Source organism: Mycolicibacter sinensis (assembly GCF_001667945.1).
Taxonomy (GTDB): domain Bacteria; phylum Actinomycetota; class Actinomycetes; order Mycobacteriales; family Mycobacteriaceae; genus Mycobacterium; species Mycobacterium sinense_B.
Window position 1 is genome coordinate 1 of the sequence record NZ_LZJK01000154.1, and the last position, 18,061, is coordinate 18,061.

Below are 18,061 nucleotides of genomic sequence, written 5' to 3' on the forward strand. Positions count from 1 at the left end.
GCAGTGGGCGGCGCCGCCCGCACCTCCGGCACCGCCGGTGCCGCCATGGCCACCACCGCCGCCGTCCCCACCCACTCCGGCGTTGGGGATGCCCCCGGCGCCCTCATGCCCGGCACCGCCACGACCGCCGTTTCCGCCGGCGCCGCCCACGCCGCCGTTGCCGGAATGGCTACCGCCGGCGCCGCCCGCACCCCCGGCACCGCCGTTACCGCCGTCAGCCCCGCCGACGCCGACAGTCAGACCGTTGGAGCCGTCTCCGCCGGCGCCGCCCGCGCCTCCGGCGCCGCCGTTGCCATCGGTGCCGCCGGTGCCGCCGTCGCCGCCGCGCCCCCCATTTCCGGCATGGCCCACAGCGGTCAGCGTGTCGAACCCGTCTCCACCCTTGCCGCCGTTGCCGCCGGAGGCGGTGGCACCGCCGGACCCGGCCTGGTGAGCGCCGTTGCCGTCCAGGCCGCCGGCCCCGGCCGACCCCGCGTTACCGCCGGAACCGCCGCGACCTCCATCGGCTTGCACCGATGAGATGCCGGAAGAGCCGTCACCGCCGTTGCCGCCGTCGCCGGCCGCGCCGCCGAACCCGCCGGCGCCGACCACACCGAGCACCGCCGCGCCGCCCTTGCCGCCGGCACCTCCGTTGCCGCCTTCGCCGCCGTTACCGCCGGCACCGATCGCGCCGCCACCGAGCACCCCGGAGCCGCCGTGGCCGCCGGCACCGCCCGCCCCGCCGGCACCACCGGCGCCGCCGTCGCTGAACCACGACGTGGTGGCCCCGCCGGCCCCGCCGTTTCCACCGTGACCGCCCGCCGTGCCGTGCTCACCGAGCGCGGCCAAGCCGTTGAAGCCATGGCCGCCGCGGCCCCCGGCGCCGCCTGCGCCGCCGTTGCCGAACAGCCAGCCCGCACCCGCGCCCCCGGCACCACCGTTGCCGCCGTCGGTTGCCGGCCGGCCGAGCACGATGTTGTCGTAGCCGTTGCCGCCGGCGCCGCCGTCACCGCCGTTGCCCATGACCGATCCGCCGGCGCCGCCGTTGCCCCCGGCGGTGCCGTTGACGCCGGTCAGCAGGCTGTCGTAGCCGTGACCGCCCGCCCCGCCGTCACCGAAGAGGCCGGCGTTGCCGCCGTTGCCGCCGGCCACCCCCGGCAGCAGGCTGTCGTAGCCGTCGCCGCCGTCACCGAGCCACAGCCCGCCGTTGAAGCCGTCCGGGTGCAGGGCGTTGCCGTCGGCACCGTCGCCGATCAGAAATTGGCCGGCCATGGTGTTGATGAAGCCGGCAGCGACGAGACCGAAGGGGCTGTTGATCCACGACTCGACGGCCTCGTGCAGTGGCGTGTAGACCCACTGGGCATAGAACCCCGCGAGGTCCGGCGGGTAGGACGCCGCCGCGATACCGAGCTCAGCCCAGTCCGGCTCGGCGCCGGCGGTCGGCGCGGGCGCCGGGCTGAACAGTTCTGCGAACCAGTCGAGGTCGAACGCGTCCGCGCGGGCGGTGGGCGTGCTCGTCACGGCCAGCAACGCCGCCACGGCCGCGCCACCGACCGAGCGGCGCCGCTTCGCGCTGTGTTTCCCGCCGGCCATGTGCCCTCCCGCCCGTCGCCGAATCTCCGCGACGTGGGACATTATCAAAGCCTGAGATGACTGAGCGAATTCTTGGCAATGTGGCAGACTCGATCAGGTTGTGCGCGGTCAGGCCGACTGCCGCCACAGCAAAAGCCCAGAAAATGCCTGATTGACGCTGCGGCTACGCCGCCAGCACCGCGTCCAGCGCGGAGTAGAACAGCCCCAGCCCGTCGTCGCTGGGACCCGTCAGGGCTTCGATGGCGTGTTCGGGGTGCGGCATCAGGCCCACGACCCGGCCGTTGGGCGAGCTCACCCCGGCGATGTCACGCAGCGAGCCGTTGACGTTGTCCAGGTAGCGGAACACCACCCGGCCCTCGCCCTCCAGCTCGTCGAGCACCTGCCGGGAGGCCACATAGCGACCCTCGCCGGACTTCAGCGGCACCAGCAGGTCGGCGTCGGCCTCGAACCGGGACGTCCAGGCCGTGGTGTTGGAAGCCACCCGCAGCCAGACGTCGCGGCAGACGAAGTGCAGACCGGCGTTGCGGGTCAGCGCGCCGGGCAACAGTCCGGCCTCGCACAACACCTGGAAACCATTGCAGATGCCCAGCACCGGCAGACCGCGGCCGGCCGCCGCGATGACCTCCCCCATCACCGGGGCGAATCGGGCGATCGCGCCGGCGCGCAGGTAGTCGCCGTAGGAGAAACCGCCGGGGACGACGACCGCGTCGACCCCCTTCAGGTCGGCGTCGGCGTGCCACAGGTTGACCGGTTCGGCACCGACGAACCGGACGGCGCGCACCGCGTCGACGTCGTCGAGGGTGCCGGGGAAGGTGATCACACCGACCCGGGCGCTCACGGCGTCTCCCGGCTGACGGTCCAATCCTCGATCACCGTGTTGGCCAGCAGTGTCTCGGCGATCTCGGCCAGCGCGGCGTCGTCGACCGAATCGTCGACCTCGAGTTCGAAGCGCTTGCCCTGCCGCACGTCCGACACGCCGGTGTGCCCGAGCCGGGAAAGCGCCCCGACAATCGCCTGCCCCTGCGGGTCGAGAATCTCGGCTTTGGGCATCACGTGCACAACCACCCGGGCCACGCGCGCTCCTACTGTCGACGGGGAATCGGTCGCGTCAACAATACCGATGCCCGTCCGCGGCGCCGGAGCGCACAATCGAAGGCATGCGACTGACCCACTTCGGCCACTCCTGCCTGCTCGCCGATTTCGTCGACACCACGGTGCTGTTCGACCCCGGCAACTTCTCGCACGGCTTCGAGGGCATCACCGGGTTGTCGGCCATCCTGATCACCCATCAGCACCCCGACCACGTCGATGTGGAGCGGCTGCCGGCCCTGCTCGACGCCAATCCGGACGCGGCGCTCTACGCCGACCCGCAGACCGCCGCCCAGCTGGGACCGCCGTGGCGAGCTGTGCACGCCGGGGACTCCTTCGACCTCGGCTCACTGCGGGTGCGCGGGGTCGGCGGCCAGCACGCGGTGATCCATCCGGAGATCCCGATGATCGACAACATCTCCTATCTCGTCGGCGACGCCGGGCACCCGGCCCGGTTGATGCACCCCGGCGATGCGCTGTTCGTGCCGGACGAGCCGGTGGATGTCCTGGCCGCCCCGGCCGCGGCGCCCTGGATGAAGATCTCCGAGGCGGTGGACTACCTGCGCGCCGTGGCGCCGCGCGCCGCGGTGCCGATCCACCAGGGCATCATCGCCGCCGACGCCCGCGGTATCTACCACGGCCGGCTGGCCGAGATGGGGCGCACCGACTTTCAGGTACTGCCCGCCGAGAGCGCCGTCGCCTTCTAGGTGCCTTCCTACCGCCGAACGTGAAGTTAGCTTCACGCTGAGGCGTCGAGCGTGAAGTTACCTTCACGCTCGGCGGGGGTGCGGCTGGCGCGGGCCCACGCTAAGCGATATCGGCGGCGGCGCCCCGGCCGGCGGCCCGCCCGGAGAAGATGCACCCACCCAGGAAGGTGCCCTCCAGCGCCCGGTAGCCGTGCACCCCGCCACCGCCGAAGCCGGCCACCTCGCCGGCCGCATACAGCCCGTCGATCGGCTTGCCGTCGCCGCCCAGCACCCGCGAGTCCAAATCGGTCTCCAAGCCGCCCAACGTTTTCCGGGTCAGGATGTGCAGCTTGACCGCGATCAGCGGCCCGGCGGCCGGATCGGTCAACCGGTGTGGGGCCACCACCCGGCCCAGCCGGTCACCCAAGTAGGCACGCGCACCACGGATCGCGGTGACCTGACCGTCCTTGCTGAACCGATTGGCCACCTCGCGGTCGCGGGCGGTGACCTGGGCGGCCACCGTCGCGTAGTCCAACGGAACCACGTCGGGCAGATCGTTCATGCGCAAGACCAGATCGCGCAGCGAATCGGCATGGACGAAGTCCACCCCGCGGTCGACGAACGCCTGCACCGGTGGCGGCGGCCCCGACCGTACCCGGGACGCGACCAGCTGACGCAGGCTACGTCCGGTCAGGTCCGGGTTCTGCTCCTGACCCGACAGCGCGAATTCCTTCTCGATGATCCTGCGGTTCAACACGAACCAGGTGTAGTCCTGCCCGGAGCGGGCGATGTGCTCCAAGGTGCCCAGGGTGTCGAAGCCGGGATACAGCGGCCCGGGCAGCCGGGCGCCGGTCGCGTCCAGCCACAGCGGCGACGGGCCGGGAATGATCCGGATACCGTGGCCCGGCCAGATCGGGTCGTAGTTGGTGATGCCCTCGGTGTAGTGCCACATCCGGTCCCGGTTGATCACCCGCCCGCCGGCCGCCTCGGTTATGCCGATCATCCGGCCGTCGACGTGGGCGGGCACGCCGGCCAGAAGCTGGGCGGGGACGCGGCCCATCCGCTCCGGCCAGTTCTGGCGCACCAGGTCGAGGTTGCCGCCAATGCCGCCACTGGTCACCAGCACGGCGGAAGCACGGAACTCGAACTCCCCCACGATGGTTCGCGACGACGCCACACCGCGTGGCGCGGACGACGGTTCCAGGACGCTGCCCCGCACGCCGGTCACCCGGCCCTCTTCGACGATCAGTTCGTCGACCCGGTGCCGGTGGGCGAAGCGGACTCGCGACCGGCCCCGCAGCCGGCCCGCGAAGATCTCGACCAGGGCGGGCCCGGTCCCCCAGGTGATGTGGAACCTAGGCACCGAATTGCCGTGCCCGATCGCCCCGTATCCGCCGCGCTCGGCCCAACCGACCAACGGGAAGACCTTCAGCCCGCGCGCGGTCAGCCAGCTGCGCTTCTCACCGGCGGCGAAGTCGACGTAGGCGTGCGCCCATTGGCGCGGCCAGTGGTCGCACGCACGGTCGAAGCCCGCGGTACCCAACCAATCCTGCAGTGCCAGTTCATGGCTGTCGCGGACGCCGAGCCGCCGCTGTTCGGGGCTGTCGACGAAGAACAGGCCCCCGAAGGACCAGAACGCCTGACCGCCCAGGTTCGCGCTGTTCTCCTGGTCGAGTATCAGCACCCGCTGGCCGCGTTCCACCAGTTCGCAGGCCGCCACCAGGCCGGCCAGACCCGCCCCGACGATGATCGCGTCGGCGTCCGCCTTACCGCTCATGGCGTTCCAGGGTAACGACTCAGGCACTCAGCCCGGAGGCCACATCGACCGCGACCGGCCACCGGTAGCGCTCCGGCCGGCAGCCGTGTCCCAGCGCCGCATCGACCGCATCCAGCATGGCCGCCACGACGGCCGGTTCGCTCAGCTGACGAGCGCCCACCGACAGCCGCACCACGCCGCCGCGGCGTGCGATGCGTTCACTGGTCGCCACCACCATCCGGCACCACCAGGGCGTGGTCAAAAACCCGGCCCCCACGCCGATGACCCGGGCCCGCACGGTGCGGTCCAACACCAGATCCGTCACCGTATGCAGCCCGGCGAGCAGGCGGAACCCGTTGCGCGGCAACGCCTGCACTGTTCCTGCTGACACGGTCCAGCCGGGCGCGGCGAACAGCCGGGTGCGCAACCCCAGGTGCTCGAGCACGCGGTCCGCGCCGAGCAGCCGCAGGTTGGCCTCGTGGGCGCCCAAGGTGGCGAACTCGCCGCGGCGCTTTTTGGTGGCGGCCTCGTCAAACCCGTGCAGGACGATGGCGGCCCCCTCGACCCGCCGGCGCACCAGCCAGTCGACGGTACGCGGGTCGCGGTCCAGCCGATAGTCGGCCCCCAACCGCGGCGCCACCAGCAGCGATACCGGTACCCCGCGGGCGTCCAGCTGCGCGCAGAACGCCTCGGTGTCGGCGCGGGTGCGTTCGCCGATCCCCGAGACGGAGACGATCAGCTCTCCGGTCACCTCACCAGTGTGGCCGGTGCAGGTGTCCGGGCGGTGACATAGAGGAAGACGTCAGCTAGCCCTACGGGGTCATCCGGCGACGGCTGTGGTTGGCCGGGTCGGTGCTGTTGGCGATCGCCTGCAGTCGCGCCAGGTCGCGGGCATGCAGGTCCGGCGCCTTGGCAAGGGATTCCAGCAGCAGGTCGGCCTGCTCCCGCAGTGCCGGAATGTGTTCGGTGCGGCCCTGTTCTTCGACGTGGACGACCAGCATCCGCAGCACCCGCAGGATTGTCGCCGCGACCAGGGGCTGAGACGGTGCGACCTGACGGAGCTGATCGAAGCCGTGGGCGATGTACTCCTTGGCGTTAAGACCCCACGGCCGCAGCAGTACCCGCCCCTCCGAACCGGCCACCGCCACCAACGGCAACGGCACGACCAGCAGTCGGCGCAGCAGGCTGCCGACGCGCAGGGTGGCCTCCACCGCGGTGGTCGGGTCGTTGATCGCCGAGCTCAGCGCGCGCAGGCCGATGTCGACGAGCTGCCGGAACGCGAAGTCGATGTCCTCCTGCATGGTGCGGCTGTCGCTGACGGCGATCGCGCGGGTCAGCTTCTGGCGCACCCGGTCCGGGTGAGCCGGCGGCGGCCAGATCGTGACCAGCGGCTGGCCGAGGTGGATGTAGGCGCCGACGCGGGTGTCCAACCGGATCGTGGTGTTCGGTGGAATGGCGGCCAACAGCCGCTGGGTGTCGACCCGGCTGATCCAGCCGTTGCCGGGCGAGGTCAGCCGCAGCGCCTCCGGCGGAGCCTCCATGTCGGTGTCGGGGGCCGGCTGCTCGTCGGCCGCGGCGGCCACCACGGTGTCGATCACCATCGAGCCCTCCGCGGCGATCTCGCGCACCACCTGACCGACCTCGAGCCGATGGGCCAGGTGGTCGACGTGGGCGATGATGGTGATCACGGTGACGATCGTCAGCACGACGGCGATGGTCACCGTCACCGGCGGAGCGGGCAGCGGCGAAGAACCGTCCAGATCCGGCAGGCTCAGCACGCAGTAGACGAATGTCGCGACCAGCAGGCCGATCACCACTTGACTGAGCCGGTCGCGGATGAACCAGCGCATCACCCGCGGCGAGAGCTGCGAACTCGCCAGCTGCAGGCTCACGATGGTCAGCGAGAAGATGACCCCGGCGGTGGTGATCGTTGCGCCGGCGATCGTGGACAGCAACGTGGTGGCCACTCCGCTGTCCATCTTCAGCAGAAAGCGGGGCGACGGGCCGATACGATGGTCGGCCGCACGGCAGAGAATGGCCAGCAGCATGCCGCCGAACACGATCAGCAGCGGCAGGAGGAACAGGCTCTCGCGGAACCTATAGGCCAGCGCCAACGCCCTAACACTCGGGAAGCGCTCCGAGCGGGTGCGCATCAGTTCGGCAGTACGGCCTCGATGGCGGCGATCACCTCGGGCGCGTCCGGCACCGTGGTGGGCCGGAACCGGTTGACCACCACGCCGGAGGGGGCGAGCAGAAACTTCTCGAAGTTCCATTGCACGTCACCGGCGGAACCGTCGGCGTCAGCGGTCTTGGTCAGCTCCGCGTACAGCGGGTGGCGGTCATCGCCGTTGACGTCGGTCTTGGCCAGCAGCGGAAAGGTCACCCCGTAGGTGGTGGAGCAGAAGGTCTGGATCTCCTCGGGCGTGCCGGGCTCTTGGCCCATGAACTGGTTGCAGGGCACGCCGAGCACCGTCAGCCCGCGGTCGGCGTAGTCGCGGGCCAGCTTCTCCAGGGCGCTGTACTGCGGGGTGAGCCCGCATTTGGAGGCGACGTTGACGACCAGCACCGCGCGGCCGGCGTAATCCGCCAGCGAGGTGGGGCGCCCGTCGAGGGTGGTCAGGGGGATATCAGCGAGGCTCATGGCCGCGAGGTTACCCGCAGCCGGCCGTCGCCAGCAGCCAGGCGTATTGGAACGCGATCTCCTTCCAGCGTTCGTAGCGCCCGGAGATGCCGCCGTGGCCGGCGTTCATCTGCGTCTTGAGCAGCACCGGATTGGCGTCGGTCTTGGTTTGCCGCAGCGCCGCAACCCACTTCGCCGGCTCGACGTAATACACCCGAGTGTCGTGCAGCGACGTCATCGCCAGGATCGGCGGGTAGTCCCGGGCGGTGATGTTCTCATAGGGCGAGTAGGACTTCATGTAGAAGTAGACGTCTTTGTCGTCCAACGGGTTTCCCCACTCGTCCCACTCGGTGACGGTCAACGGCAGCGACGGGTCCAGGATGGTGGTCAGCGGATCGACGAACGGAACTTGGGCCACCACGCCGGCGAACAGTTCCGGTGCCACGTTGGTAGCCGCGCCGACTAACAGCCCCCCGGCGCTGCCGCCCATCGCCACCAGATGCGCCGGCTTGCAGACGCCAGCCCCGATCAGATGCCGGCCCGCCGCCACGAAGTCGGTGAAGCTGTTCTTCTTCTCCAGCAGCTTGCCGTGCTCGTACCACGGCCGGCCCAGCTCGCCGCCGCCGCGGACATGCGCGACGGCGAACACCATGCCCCGGTCCAGCAGGGACAGTCGGGCGATCGAGAACTGCGGGTCCTCGCACATCTCATAGGCACCGTAGCCGTAAAGCAGTGCGGGAGCAGGCAATTCAATACCGGCCCGGTGCACGACCGACACCGGGACTCGGGTGCCATCCTCGGCATAGGCCCAGTCCCGGTACTCGACGTAGTCTTCTCGGCGGTATTCGCCGAGCACCGGCTGCTCCCGCAGCAAGGTGCGTTCGCCGGTCGCGAAGTCGATGTCATAGATCCGCACCGGGGTGATGAACGAGGTGGTGCCGACCCGGAGTTTCGGGCCATCCCAGTTCGGGTTGGCCCCCAGGCCCGACGAAGCCAGTTCGGTATCGAAGGTGATCTCCTGCGGCGGCAGGTACTCGCCGTCGCTGCCGATCGGCCACAGCTGAAGGCGCGGCAGCCCCTCGGCTCGGTAGCCGACGACGAGGTGGTGCGCGAAGGCGTCCACCGAATCGAGCCGCACATCATCACGTCCGGCGATCAGAATCTGCTGCGCAGACGGGTCGTCCACCGGGGCCTGCGCCAGGGTGAAGTTGATCGCACCATCGTTGTGCAGGATGAGAAACCGGTCCCGGCCGTCGAGGATGGCGTGCTCCACCGAGTACTCAACGCCTTCGCGGCGGGGCAGCACCACGGTGAACGGCGCCTGCGGGTCGGCCGCGTCGGCGTAGCGGACCTCGGAGGTGATCGACGATCCCGCCGCGATCAGCACATAGGCGTCGCTGCGGGTACGCCCCACCGACAGCCAGAACCGTTCGTCGGTCTCGTGGTAGACCTGCTCGGCGGGTTGGCCGGCGCCGATCCGGTAGCGCCACACGGTGTCCGGGCGCCAGGCCGCGTCGACGGTGACGTAGTAGACCGTGCGGTTATCGGTCGCCCAGGTGACTCCGGCGCCGATTCCGGTGATCTCGTCGGGCAACAGCTCACCGGTGCGCAGGTCGGAGAACCGCAGCGTGTACCGCTCGTCACCGACGACGTCGACGGAGTAGGCCAAGATGTTGCCGTCCGGGCTGACGCTGGCGGCGCCGAGCGCGAAGAAGTCATGGCCCTGCGCCTCGGCGTTCTGATCCAGCAGCACTTGCTCGCCGGGGATCTCGGTGGCCTCATCGAGCAGGGGCGGGTCCCAGTCGTCGGGAGACCGGACGGGACAGCGGCATTGGACGCCGTACTGCTTTCCCTCGAAGGTGCGCCCGTAGTACCACCAGTCGCCACGGCGGGCGGGCACCGACAGGTCGGTCTCCTTGGTGCGGGCCTTGATCTCGCCGAAGATGCTCTGCCGCAACGGTTCCAGGTGCGCTGTCGCCGCGTCGGTGTAAGCGTTCTCGGCTTCTAGGTGAGCGAGCACCGCCGGGTCGGACTTGTCACGCAGCCATTCATAGGGGTCGACGAAGACATCCCCATGGTGGGCACGGGTGGTTTCCACCCGCTTGGCCGAAGGGGGATCCGGCAGCGTCTGCGTGACGTCGGTCATGCCCCGGGGCCGACCCAGTCATCGAAGGACAGACCGGAGATTCGTTCATAGGCCTCGACATAACGGGCACGGGTGGCATCGATGACGTCGTCCGGCAGCGGCGGGGGCGGTTGGCTACCGGCCCGATCCCAGCCGGATTCCGGGCCGGTAAGCCAGTTGCGCACGAACTGCTTGTCGAAGCTCTCCTGCACGACCCCGGCCTGATAGTGGTCGGCCGGCCAGTACCGCGACGAGTCGGGGGTGAACACCTCATCGGCCAGCACCAGATTGTCGTGTTCGTCGAGGCCGAACTCGAACTTGGTGTCGGCGATGATGATTCCCTTCCTCAGGGCGTGGTCGGCCGCCTGCACATAGGTCTGCATGGTGCGGTCGCGCAGCTGGCCGGCCCGTACCGGTCCGACCAGCTCGATCACCTGCGCGAACGAGATGTTCTCGTCGTGTTCGCCGATCTCGGCCTTGGTGGCCGGGGTGAACAGCGGGTTGGCGAACTTGCTGGCCTCCACCAGGCCCGGCGGCAGCGGGATGCCGCATACCGAGCCGCTGCGCTGGTAGTCCAGCAGGCCCGAGCCGGTCAGGTAGCCGCGCGCCACGCACTCGATCGGCATCATCTGCAGCTGGCGCACCACCAGCGCCCGGCCCAGCACCTCCTCGGGGATACGCGGGTCATCGGGGGGGCCGGCCAGGTGGTTGGGCGCATCGACCAGGTCGAAGAAGAAGACGCTCATCGCGGTCAGGATGCGGCCCTTGTCCGGGATCTGGCTGTCCAGGATGTAGTCGAACGCCGAGATCCGGTCGGTGGCGACGAACAACAGGTGCTTGTCGTCGATCCGATACAGTTCGCGGACTTTGCCGCTGGCCAGGTGCTGGTAATCGGAGAGCGCGGGACGCGACATCTGGCCAGCCTAACCGCTGGTCGTGTGCTGGGATCAACGACATGACTTCCCGGTTGCTGCCCTACGCCACTACCCCCGGCCGCCTGTTGGCCCAACTGTTCAGCGACGCCGTCGTCGCGGCATGGACCTTCCTGTGGGTGCTGGTGGCCCTCGCGGTGCACGGGGCGGTGGCCGCCATCGCCGGAGTCGGGCGGCAGTTCGAGCGGGGCGCCAACGGGGTGGCCGAGAGCCTGGCCTCGGCCGGGCACAGCGCCGATCGCATACCGCTGGTGGGCGATGCGGTGAGCAAGCCACTCACGGCTGCCGGGGAAGCGGCGGTCGACATCGCCGGTGCCGGCCACAGCCTGGACACCACCGCCGGCTGGCTGGCCTACCTACTGGCGATCGCGGTCGCCGCACCGCCGATCCTGGCGGTGGCGATGCCCTGGCTGACCTTGCGGCTGCGGTTCTTTCTGCGCAAGCGGGCGGTGCTGACACTGGCCGCGACCCCGGCCGGTGAACAGCTGTTGGCGTTGCGGGCGCTGACCAACCGGCCGCTGGGTAACCTCACCGCGGTCAGTCCCGATCCGGTCGGGGCGTGGCGGCACGCCGACCCGGCCGTGATCGGCGGTCTGGCCGCCCTCGAGTTGCGCTCGGCGGGCCTGGCCCGGCGCGCCCCTGCGCGATAGCCGCGCGGGAGAGTTCGCGCCGGAACCGCAGCAGCCCGGCGACCACCACGATCACCCAGGCCGTCAACGCATTCCAGAAGAACACCAGCGCCACCGTGTTCAGCGCAGGCATCCGGAGTTCGGCGGACATCGCGCCGGTGGCCACCGAGTACATCCCCAACGGGAAGACCAGAGCCCACCACGCGCCGGTGAGTTGCAGCACCGCCGGACGCCGGTTGACCCGGTGCAGCACGAAGTAGATCAGCGGCGGAATCCATCCGCTGGCTGCCACCCACGTCACGATCGTGACCGCACGCACCGGCCCGCCCAGCCAATCCGCTGTCACCGCGTGGATGGTGTCGCCGGCCAGGGTGGCGATCGCCAACGCCCCCATCAGGATCCAGTCGTCGGGCGCGAACCCCTCGCGGTCCTGGCGTTCGACGGCGGTGCGCCACAAGATCAGCCAGGCCATCACGGCGTAGATCGCGATCGCCAGCAACCACGCCGCCACCGCCGCAGGCGCCCACCCGCGATCACCGGTGTGCCGGGCGACCTGCGCGGCGACGATAGCCAGCCCCGACGTCCCGACGCTGGCCAACTCCCAGGCCCCGTGGGCATGGCCGCGCAACGGGACCAGCCCGCGTGCAACCATGTTGCGGCCGGTCAGGATGGCCAGCGCCAGCCATGCCGTCAGCGCCACTACGCCCAGCCCGCGCGCCACCACCGGGTGGGCGACCAGCCGGGAATCCAGGACGGCGCACGCGGCCACGAAGGTGAACAGCCGCAGCGTCACGTCGGGGTCGCGAAGATCCCAGCGCGGGGCGGCGCGCACGGCGGCCGGCGTGAGGACCACCAGCACGACGGTGGCCAGCACCCCCAAAGTGTCCGAGAGCCAACGATAGTGGTGGTCACGCGCGGCGATCGAGAGTATGCCGGTGGCCATCACGACCGCGAACGCGTCCGGTGCCGGCAACCTGGTCACGGCCGCAGTTCCACCATCATGTGGCGCATGCCGGTGTGCCGGTTGCTCCGGGTCCATTCCACCGGTGCCACCACCGCCACCTCGCCGAACCGGCTCAGCAGCTCCTCGTAGAGCACCCGCATCTCCAGGCGGGCCAGATGCGCCCCCAGGCAGAAATGCGATCCATGACCGAACCCGATGTGGGGATTGGGTTTTCGGGTCACATCGAACTCATCGGCCCGGTCGAAGACGGCCGGATCGCGATTCGCCGAGCCCTCCCACACCAGTACCTTCTGGCCGGCTTGGATGATCTTGCCGCCCAGCACCGCCCGCCGGGTGGCCGTGCGCCGCTTCGACGGGGACGGTGAGGTCCAGCGGATGATCTCCTCGATGGCGGTGGGCAGCAGACCGAAATCGCCACGCAGCGCATGCCATTGGTCGGGGTGCTGAGCCAGCGCCAGCAGGCCGCCGGCGAGGGCGTTGCGGGTGGTCTCCGCGCCGGCGCTGAACAGCAGCTGGAAGAACAGATACACCTCCAGGTCGGTGAGCTGCGGGTCAGCAGAGTTGGCCACCACCGACAGCATGTCCTCGCTCGGCGCGGCCCGTTTGGCCGCGATGAGTTCTCGGCCGTAGGTGTAGACCGGGTTGTCGGCGTCCGAGCTCGACAGTCGGGGAACCACGGCCGCGCGCGAACCGCGGAAGTCGAAGCTGGGCTCGATCGCCTCGAACAACCAGTGCCGGTCGGCTTCGGGCACACCGAGCAGGATGCAGATCATCTGCATCGGCAGCTCGGCGGCGACCTCGACCAGGAAGTCGAACGGCACGCCCGGCTCAACCGCGTCCAGCAGCAGCCGCGCACGACACCGCAGATCCTCTTCCACGCGGCGGATCATCCGCGGCGTCAGACCCGAGCTGACCAGCCGGCGGACCTCGGCGTGCCCGGGGTCGTCCATCATGTTGAGCAGCCGGCCGGCGATCGGCAGGTCTTGCAGCACCGTGCCGCCGAATGGTCTGGAACCGCCGGTCACCGAGGAGTAGGTCTGGTTATCGCGCAGGACTTCGAGGGTTTGGGCGTGGCTGGCCACCGACCAGAAGCCCTGGGCGTCTGGGGTGTGCGCGGTGGGCTCGTGCCAGTACACCGGCGCGAATTGGCGGTGCAGCGCGAACAGCTCGTGCGGGAAGCCGCTCGCGAAGTTGTCCAGATCGGTGAAGTCGATCGTCGCGAGCTGCTGGACGCTCATCGCCGGTTAGAGAATCGCGCCCGGGGTGTAGGCGGCCGCCTCGGGATACCGCTCGGCCAGTTCGCTCACCGCGGCCGCGACCTGGTCGACCTGGTCGGCGGCCGCGCCGGTGAACGCCTGCCGGTCGGCGATGGCGGCCTCCAGCGCGGCCCGGTCCAGCGGCAGCCGCTCGTCGGCGGCCAGCCGGTCCAGCAGGTCGGGTTCGGCGCCGCGTTCGCGCATCGCCAGGGCGACGGCGACCGCATGTTCCTTGATCACCTCGTGGGCGGCTTCGCGGCCCATGCCGGCACGCACCGCGGCGATCAGCACCTTGGTGGTGGCCAAAAACGGCAGGTAGCGGTCCAGTTCGCGGGTGATCACCGCCGGGTAGGCGCCGAACTCGTCGAGCACGGTCAGAAACGTCTCGGTCTGTCCGTCGAGGGCGAAGAACGCATCCGGCAGCGCGACGCGGCGCACCACCGAGCAGAACACGTCGCCCTCGTTCCACTGGGCACCGGCCAGCTCGGCGGCCATCGACGCGTAGCCGCGCAGCACCACCTGCAGGCCGTTGACCCGTTCGCAGCTGCGGGTGTTCATCTTGTGCGGCATCGCCGAGGAGCCCACCTGGCCGGGTGCGAAGCCTTCGGTGACCAGTTCGTGTCCGGCCATCAAGCGGATGGTGTGGGCCAGCGAGGACGGGCCGGCGCCGAGTTGCACCAGGGCGGAGACGACGTCGTGGTCCAGCGAGCGGGGGTAGACCTGACCGACGCTGGTGAAAACATTTGAGAAGCCCAGAAATTCGGCGACCCGCCGTTCCAGCTCGGCCAGTTTGGCGGTGTCGCCGTCGAACAGGTCCAGCATGTCCTGAGCGGTGCCCATCGGCCCCTTGATGCCGCGCAGCGGGTAGCGGTCGATCAGTTCGCGCACCCTGCTCAGCGCCAGCAGCGTTTCCTCGGCGGCCGAGGCGAACCGCTTGCCCAGCGTGGTGGCCTGCGCGGCGACGTTGTGGCTGCGTCCGGCCATCACCAGCTCGCGGTAGGCCACCGCGTGCCGGGCCAGGCGGGCCGCCACCGCCACCCCGTGGTCGTGCACCAGCTGCAGCGACTGGCGGATCTGCAGCTGTTCGACGTTCTCGGTCAGGTCGCGGCTGGTCATCCCCTTGTGCACGTGCTCGTGGCCGGCCAGCGCATTGAACTCCTCGATGCGGGCCTTCACGTCGTGGCGGGTGACCCGCTCACGCGCGGCGATCGACGCCAGGTCGACGTCTTCGAGGACGGCTTCGTAGTCGGCGATCGCCTGTGCGGGCACGGGCACACCCAGTTCGGCCTGGGCGCGCAGCACCGCCAGCCACAGCCGGCGTTCGGCGACGATCTTGGCTTCGGGCGACCAGATGTCGGTCATCGCGGTGCTGGCGTAGCGAGTCGCCAGGACGTTGGGGATGCTCACGGGCAATCAGCCTAGAGCGCGTGCAGGATGTCCTCGACCCGGTCCTTGGCGTCGCCGAACAACATGGCCGAGTTCTGCCGGAAGAACAGCGGGTTCTGCACGCCGGCGTAGCCGGATGCCATGGAGCGCTTGAAGACGATCACGTTGTCGGCTTCCCAGACGGTCAGCACCGGCATACCCGCGATCGGGCTGGACGGGTCTTCGGCGGCAGCGGGGTTGACGGTGTCGTTGGCGCCGATCACCAGGACGACGGACGTGTCGTCGAAGTCATCGTTGATCTCGTCCATCTCCAGCACGATGTCGTAGGGCACCTTGGCCTCGGCCAGCAGCACATTCATGTGGCCGGGCAACCGGCCGGCGACCGGGTGGATGCCGAAGCGCACGTTGATGCCGCGCTCGCGCAGTTTGCGGGTGAGTTCGGCGACACCGTACTGGGCCTGCGCGACGGCCATCCCGTAGCCCGGGGTGATGATCACCGAGTCGGCGCCGGCCAGCAGCTCGGCGACCCCTTCGGCGGTGATCTCGCGGTGCTCGCCGTAGTCCTTGTCGTCCGAGGGGCCGGCCTCGATCCCGAACCCGCCGGCGATCACCGAGATGAACGACCGGTTCATCGCCTTGCACATGATGTAGGACAGGTAGGCACCCGAGGAGCCGACCAGCGCGCCGGTGATGATCAGCAGGTCGTTGGAGAGCAGGAAGCCCGACGCCGCCGCGGCCCAACCGGAGTAGCTGTTGAGCATCGAGACCACCACCGGCATGTCGCCGCCGCCGATGGAGGCCACCAGGTGCCAGCCCAGCGCCAGCGCCAGCACGGTGACCACGATCAGCAGCCACAGCTGCGGTGAGTACACGAACCACACCGTCAGCGCGACGAACGCCACCACGGCGCCGACGTTGAGGAAGTTCTTGCCGGGCAGCATCAGCGGGTTGGACTTCATCCGCGCCGACAGCTTGAGGTTGGCCACGATCGAACCGGTGAAGGTGACCGCACCGATGAACACCCCGATGAACACCTCGGCGGAGTGGATGCCGAACATCCCCGAGGCGGCCAGTTCCCGGGCCGCCGAACCACACGGGCGGTTCTCGACGTGCAGGTAGCCGTTCCAGCCGACCAGCACGGCGGCCAGACCGACGAAGGAGTGCAGCAGTGCGATCAGCTCGGGCATGCCGGTCATCTCGACCACCTTCGCCCGCCACAGCCCGATCGCCGCGCCCACCACGGTGGCCCCGATCAACAATGCCAGCCCGACCGTCCCGATGCCGTGATGCACGGCCAAGGCAATCGTCGCTGCCAGCGCCACCGCCATGCCAACGATGCCGAAACTGTTGCCGGCCTTGGATGTTTCGTGCTTGCTCAGCCCGGCCAGCGCCAGGATGAACAACAGCGCCGCGACGATGTATGCCGCCGAGGCGGCGGTGTCAACAGAGAACATAAGCGGGGTCTACTCCAACTTTTCAGGCGTCTTGGGCAGGCTCTAGCTGCGGGAGAACATGGCCAGCATGCGGCGGGTCACCGCGAAACCACCGAAGATGTTGATGCTGGCCAGCAGGATCGCCGCGGCCGCCAGCGCCGTGATCGCCGGGTCGTCGTGGCCGATCTGCAGCAGCGCACCGACCACGATGATTCCCGAGATGGCATTGGTCACCGACATCAGCGGCGTGTGCAGCGCGTGGTGCACATGCCCGATCACGTAGTAGCCGATCACAATCGCCAGCGCGAACACCGTCAGGTGCACCTGCAACGCCGCGGGCGCCAATGCCACCAGCGCGAACAACACCGCCGCCGCCGAGACCACCAATCCCAGCCGGCGCGCGGGCGACATCGGCGCCTTCGACGCCGGCGCGGCCACCGGGACCTCGGCGGCCTTGGCCGGCGCGGCCGAGACCTGCACCGGCGGGGGCGGCCACGTCGATTCACCGTCGCGCACCACAGTCATCGACCGCTGCACCACGTCGTCGAAGTCGAGCACCAGCTGGCCGTCCTTGCCCGGCGTCATCAACTTCATCAGGTTGACCAGGTTGGTGCCGTAGAGCTGCGAGGCCTGCGCGGGCAGCCGCCCGGCGAGATCGGTGTAGCCGATGATCGTCACCCCGTTGTCGGTGACGATCGCCTGGTCGGCGACCGTGCCCTCGACGTTGCCGCCGTTGGCCGCGGCCATGTCCACGATCACGCTGCCCGGCTTCATCGACGCCACCATCTCGGCAGTGATGATCCGCGGCGCGGGCTTACCCGGAATGAGCGCGGTGGTGATGATGATGTCGACGTCTTTGCACTGCTCGGAATAGAGCTCCGCTTCCCGAGCCTTGTAGTCGTCGCCCATCTCCTTGGCGTAGCCGGTCGCCGAGACCTCCGCCTCGGGGTCCTCGATCGACAGGTATTCCCCGCCGAGCGATTTGACCTGGTCGGCCACCTCCGGACGCGGGTCGGTGGCGCGCACGATCGCCCCCAGGCTGCCGGCCGCACCGATCGCGGCCAGCCCGGCCACCCCGGCACCGACCACCAGCACCTTGGCCGGCGGCACCTTGCCGGCGGCGGTCACCTGACCGGTGAAGAAGCGGCCGAAGACATGGGCGGCCTCCACCACGGCGCGGTAGCCGGCGATGTTGGCCATCGAGCTCAGCACGTCCAGTGACTGCGCCCGCGAAATCCGGGGCACCGCGTCCATCGACAGCGCCGTGATCGGCCGGCGGGCCAGATCCTCCACCCGGTCCGGGTTGAGCGCCGGCGCCAGCAGGCTGATCAGCGTCGCGCCCGGCTTCATCCCGTCCAGCTGCTCGGTCGAGGGTGCGTTGACCCCGAAGACGATGTCAGCGGCGCGGGCGTCGCCGATGGTCGCGCCGGCGTCGACATACGCTTGGTCGGTGAACGACGACGCCTCACCGGCGCCGGCATCGACCACCACGTCGTAACCGAGCTTGGTCAACTGCGCGACCGTCGCCGGCGTCGCCGACACACGCGTCTCCCCGGGCTGCGCCTCGGATAGGACACCGATATTCATGCCGTAGCTCTCCGCATTCGCTTCTC

16 protein-coding genes are annotated in these 18,061 nt (G+C 69.7%); 2 read left to right on the forward strand and 14 right to left on the reverse strand.

Annotation, left to right across the window (positions count from 1 at the left end; all coding sequences use genetic code 11):
* From A5694_RS25005 to purS, 3 genes are all read right to left on the reverse strand, one after another.
* Positions 1–1,572 (reverse strand): PGRS repeat-containing protein (locus A5694_RS25005; RefSeq protein WP_342710578.1); only part of this gene is annotated, 1,572 nt, incomplete at its 3' end.
* A gap of 163 nt (positions 1,573–1,735) precedes the next feature.
* The gene (purQ, locus tag A5694_RS20020; protein ID WP_064924056.1) at positions 1,736–2,410 is read right to left on the reverse strand and encodes a phosphoribosylformylglycinamidine synthase subunit PurQ; all 675 of its coding nucleotides are present in this window, start codon (positions 2,408–2,410) and stop codon (positions 1,736–1,738) included.
* A complete protein-coding gene (gene purS / locus A5694_RS20025) occupies positions 2,407–2,646 on the reverse strand; it encodes a phosphoribosylformylglycinamidine synthase subunit PurS (RefSeq protein ID WP_019737534.1) in 240 nt (79 codons plus the stop codon). The genes purQ and purS overlap by 4 nt, the downstream gene beginning before the upstream one ends.
* An 83-nt stretch (positions 2,647–2,729) precedes the next feature.
* Here purS and A5694_RS20030 point away from each other — a divergent pair, with 83 nt between their 5' ends.
* On the forward strand, positions 2,730–3,368 hold the full coding sequence (locus tag A5694_RS20030) for an MBL fold metallo-hydrolase (RefSeq protein ID WP_064924057.1): 639 nt from the start codon (positions 2,730–2,732) through the stop codon (positions 3,366–3,368).
* A 100-nt stretch (positions 3,369–3,468) separates the two neighbouring features.
* Here A5694_RS20030 and A5694_RS20035 read toward each other — a convergent pair whose 3' ends face one another.
* The 6 genes from A5694_RS20035 to A5694_RS20060 form a co-directional block, all read right to left on the reverse strand.
* The gene (locus tag A5694_RS20035; protein WP_064924058.1) at positions 3,469–5,124 is read right to left on the reverse strand and encodes an FAD-binding dehydrogenase; all 1,656 of its coding nucleotides are present in this window, start codon (positions 5,122–5,124) and stop codon (positions 3,469–3,471) included.
* 19 nt (positions 5,125–5,143) lie between these two features.
* Positions 5,144–5,854, reverse strand: a complete 711-nt coding sequence (locus tag A5694_RS20040) for a DUF2334 domain-containing protein (protein ID WP_064924059.1) — start codon at positions 5,852–5,854, stop codon at positions 5,144–5,146.
* A 61-nt stretch (positions 5,855–5,915) separates the two neighbouring features.
* Complete coding sequence (locus A5694_RS20045; RefSeq protein WP_064924060.1) at positions 5,916–7,256, reverse strand: DUF2254 domain-containing protein; 1,341 nt, start codon at positions 7,254–7,256, stop codon at positions 5,916–5,918.
* Positions 7,256–7,744 carry a glutathione peroxidase gene (locus A5694_RS20050; RefSeq protein WP_064924061.1) on the reverse strand — a complete coding sequence of 163 codons (489 nt, stop codon included), beginning with the start codon at positions 7,742–7,744 and terminating at the stop codon, positions 7,256–7,258. Before A5694_RS20050 ends, A5694_RS20045 begins: the two co-directional genes overlap by 1 nt.
* Positions 7,745–7,754: 10 nt before the next feature.
* Positions 7,755–9,869 carry a S9 family peptidase gene (locus A5694_RS20055; protein ID WP_064924062.1) on the reverse strand — a complete coding sequence of 705 codons (2,115 nt, stop codon included), beginning with the start codon at positions 9,867–9,869 and terminating at the stop codon, positions 7,755–7,757.
* The gene (locus A5694_RS20060) at positions 9,866–10,762 is read right to left on the reverse strand and encodes a phosphoribosylaminoimidazolesuccinocarboxamide synthase (RefSeq protein ID WP_064924063.1); all 897 of its coding nucleotides are present in this window, start codon (positions 10,760–10,762) and stop codon (positions 9,866–9,868) included. Before A5694_RS20060 ends, A5694_RS20055 begins: the two co-directional genes overlap by 4 nt.
* Before the next feature lie 41 nt (positions 10,763–10,803).
* Here A5694_RS20060 and A5694_RS20065 point away from each other — a divergent pair, with 41 nt between their 5' ends.
* The gene (locus tag A5694_RS20065) at positions 10,804–11,430 is read left to right on the forward strand and encodes a hypothetical protein (RefSeq protein WP_064924064.1); all 627 of its coding nucleotides are present in this window, start codon (positions 10,804–10,806) and stop codon (positions 11,428–11,430) included.
* Here the strand turns inward: A5694_RS20065 and A5694_RS20070 are convergent.
* From A5694_RS20070 to A5694_RS20090, 5 genes are read right to left on the reverse strand one after another with little or no spacing between them, the layout of a single operon-like run.
* Positions 11,318–12,391 carry a tellurite resistance/C4-dicarboxylate transporter family protein gene (locus A5694_RS20070; RefSeq protein ID WP_267887759.1) on the reverse strand — a complete coding sequence of 358 codons (1,074 nt, stop codon included), beginning with the start codon at positions 12,389–12,391 and terminating at the stop codon, positions 11,318–11,320. The genes A5694_RS20065 and A5694_RS20070 overlap by 113 nt on opposite strands.
* Positions 12,388–13,611 carry a cytochrome P450 gene (locus A5694_RS20075; RefSeq protein WP_064924065.1) on the reverse strand — a complete coding sequence of 408 codons (1,224 nt, stop codon included), beginning with the start codon at positions 13,609–13,611 and terminating at the stop codon, positions 12,388–12,390. The genes A5694_RS20070 and A5694_RS20075 overlap by 4 nt, the downstream gene beginning before the upstream one ends.
* 6 nt (positions 13,612–13,617) lie before the next feature.
* The gene (gene purB / locus A5694_RS20080) at positions 13,618–15,036 is read right to left on the reverse strand and encodes an adenylosuccinate lyase (RefSeq protein ID WP_064924066.1); all 1,419 of its coding nucleotides are present in this window, start codon (positions 15,034–15,036) and stop codon (positions 13,618–13,620) included.
* Between the two features lie 11 nt (positions 15,037–15,047).
* Positions 15,048–16,469, reverse strand: a complete 1,422-nt coding sequence (pntB, locus tag A5694_RS20085) for a Re/Si-specific NAD(P)(+) transhydrogenase subunit beta (RefSeq protein WP_064924067.1) — start codon at positions 16,467–16,469, stop codon at positions 15,048–15,050.
* 42 nt (positions 16,470–16,511) lie between these two features.
* A complete protein-coding gene (locus tag A5694_RS20090) occupies positions 16,512–18,035 on the reverse strand; it encodes a Re/Si-specific NAD(P)(+) transhydrogenase subunit alpha (RefSeq protein ID WP_064924068.1) in 1,524 nt (507 codons plus the stop codon).
* Between the last annotated feature and the right edge of the window lie 26 nt (positions 18,036–18,061).

What these genes read in the sequence shown, in the direction of transcription:
- A5694_RS20060 (WP_064924063.1), bottom strand. Translation starts at nt 10,762, where the DNA reads ATGTCGCGTCCCGCGCTCTCCGATTACCAGCACCTGGCCAGCGGCAAA.
- A5694_RS20035 (WP_064924058.1), bottom strand. Translation starts at nt 5,124, where the DNA reads ATGAGCGGTAAGGCGGACGCCGACGCGATCATCGTCGGGGCGGGTCTG.
- A5694_RS20055 (WP_064924062.1), bottom strand. Translation starts at nt 9,869, where the DNA reads ATGACCGACGTCACGCAGACGCTGCCGGATCCCCCTTCGGCCAAGCGG.
- A5694_RS20065 (WP_064924064.1), top strand. Translation starts at nt 10,804, where the DNA reads ATGACTTCCCGGTTGCTGCCCTACGCCACTACCCCCGGCCGCCTGTTG.
- A5694_RS20050 (WP_064924061.1), bottom strand. Translation starts at nt 7,744, where the DNA reads ATGAGCCTCGCTGATATCCCCCTGACCACCCTCGACGGGCGCCCCACC.
- pntB (WP_064924067.1), bottom strand. Translation starts at nt 16,469, where the DNA reads ATGTTCTCTGTTGACACCGCCGCCTCGGCGGCATACATCGTCGCGGCG.
- A5694_RS20030 (WP_064924057.1), top strand. Translation starts at nt 2,730, where the DNA reads ATGCGACTGACCCACTTCGGCCACTCCTGCCTGCTCGCCGATTTCGTC.
- A5694_RS20075 (WP_064924065.1), bottom strand. Translation starts at nt 13,611, where the DNA reads ATGAGCGTCCAGCAGCTCGCGACGATCGACTTCACCGATCTGGACAAC.
- A5694_RS20090 (WP_064924068.1), bottom strand. Translation starts at nt 18,035, where the DNA reads ATGAATATCGGTGTCCTATCCGAGGCGCAGCCCGGGGAGACGCGTGTG.
- A5694_RS20045 (WP_064924060.1), bottom strand. Translation starts at nt 7,256, where the DNA reads ATGCGCACCCGCTCGGAGCGCTTCCCGAGTGTTAGGGCGTTGGCGCTG.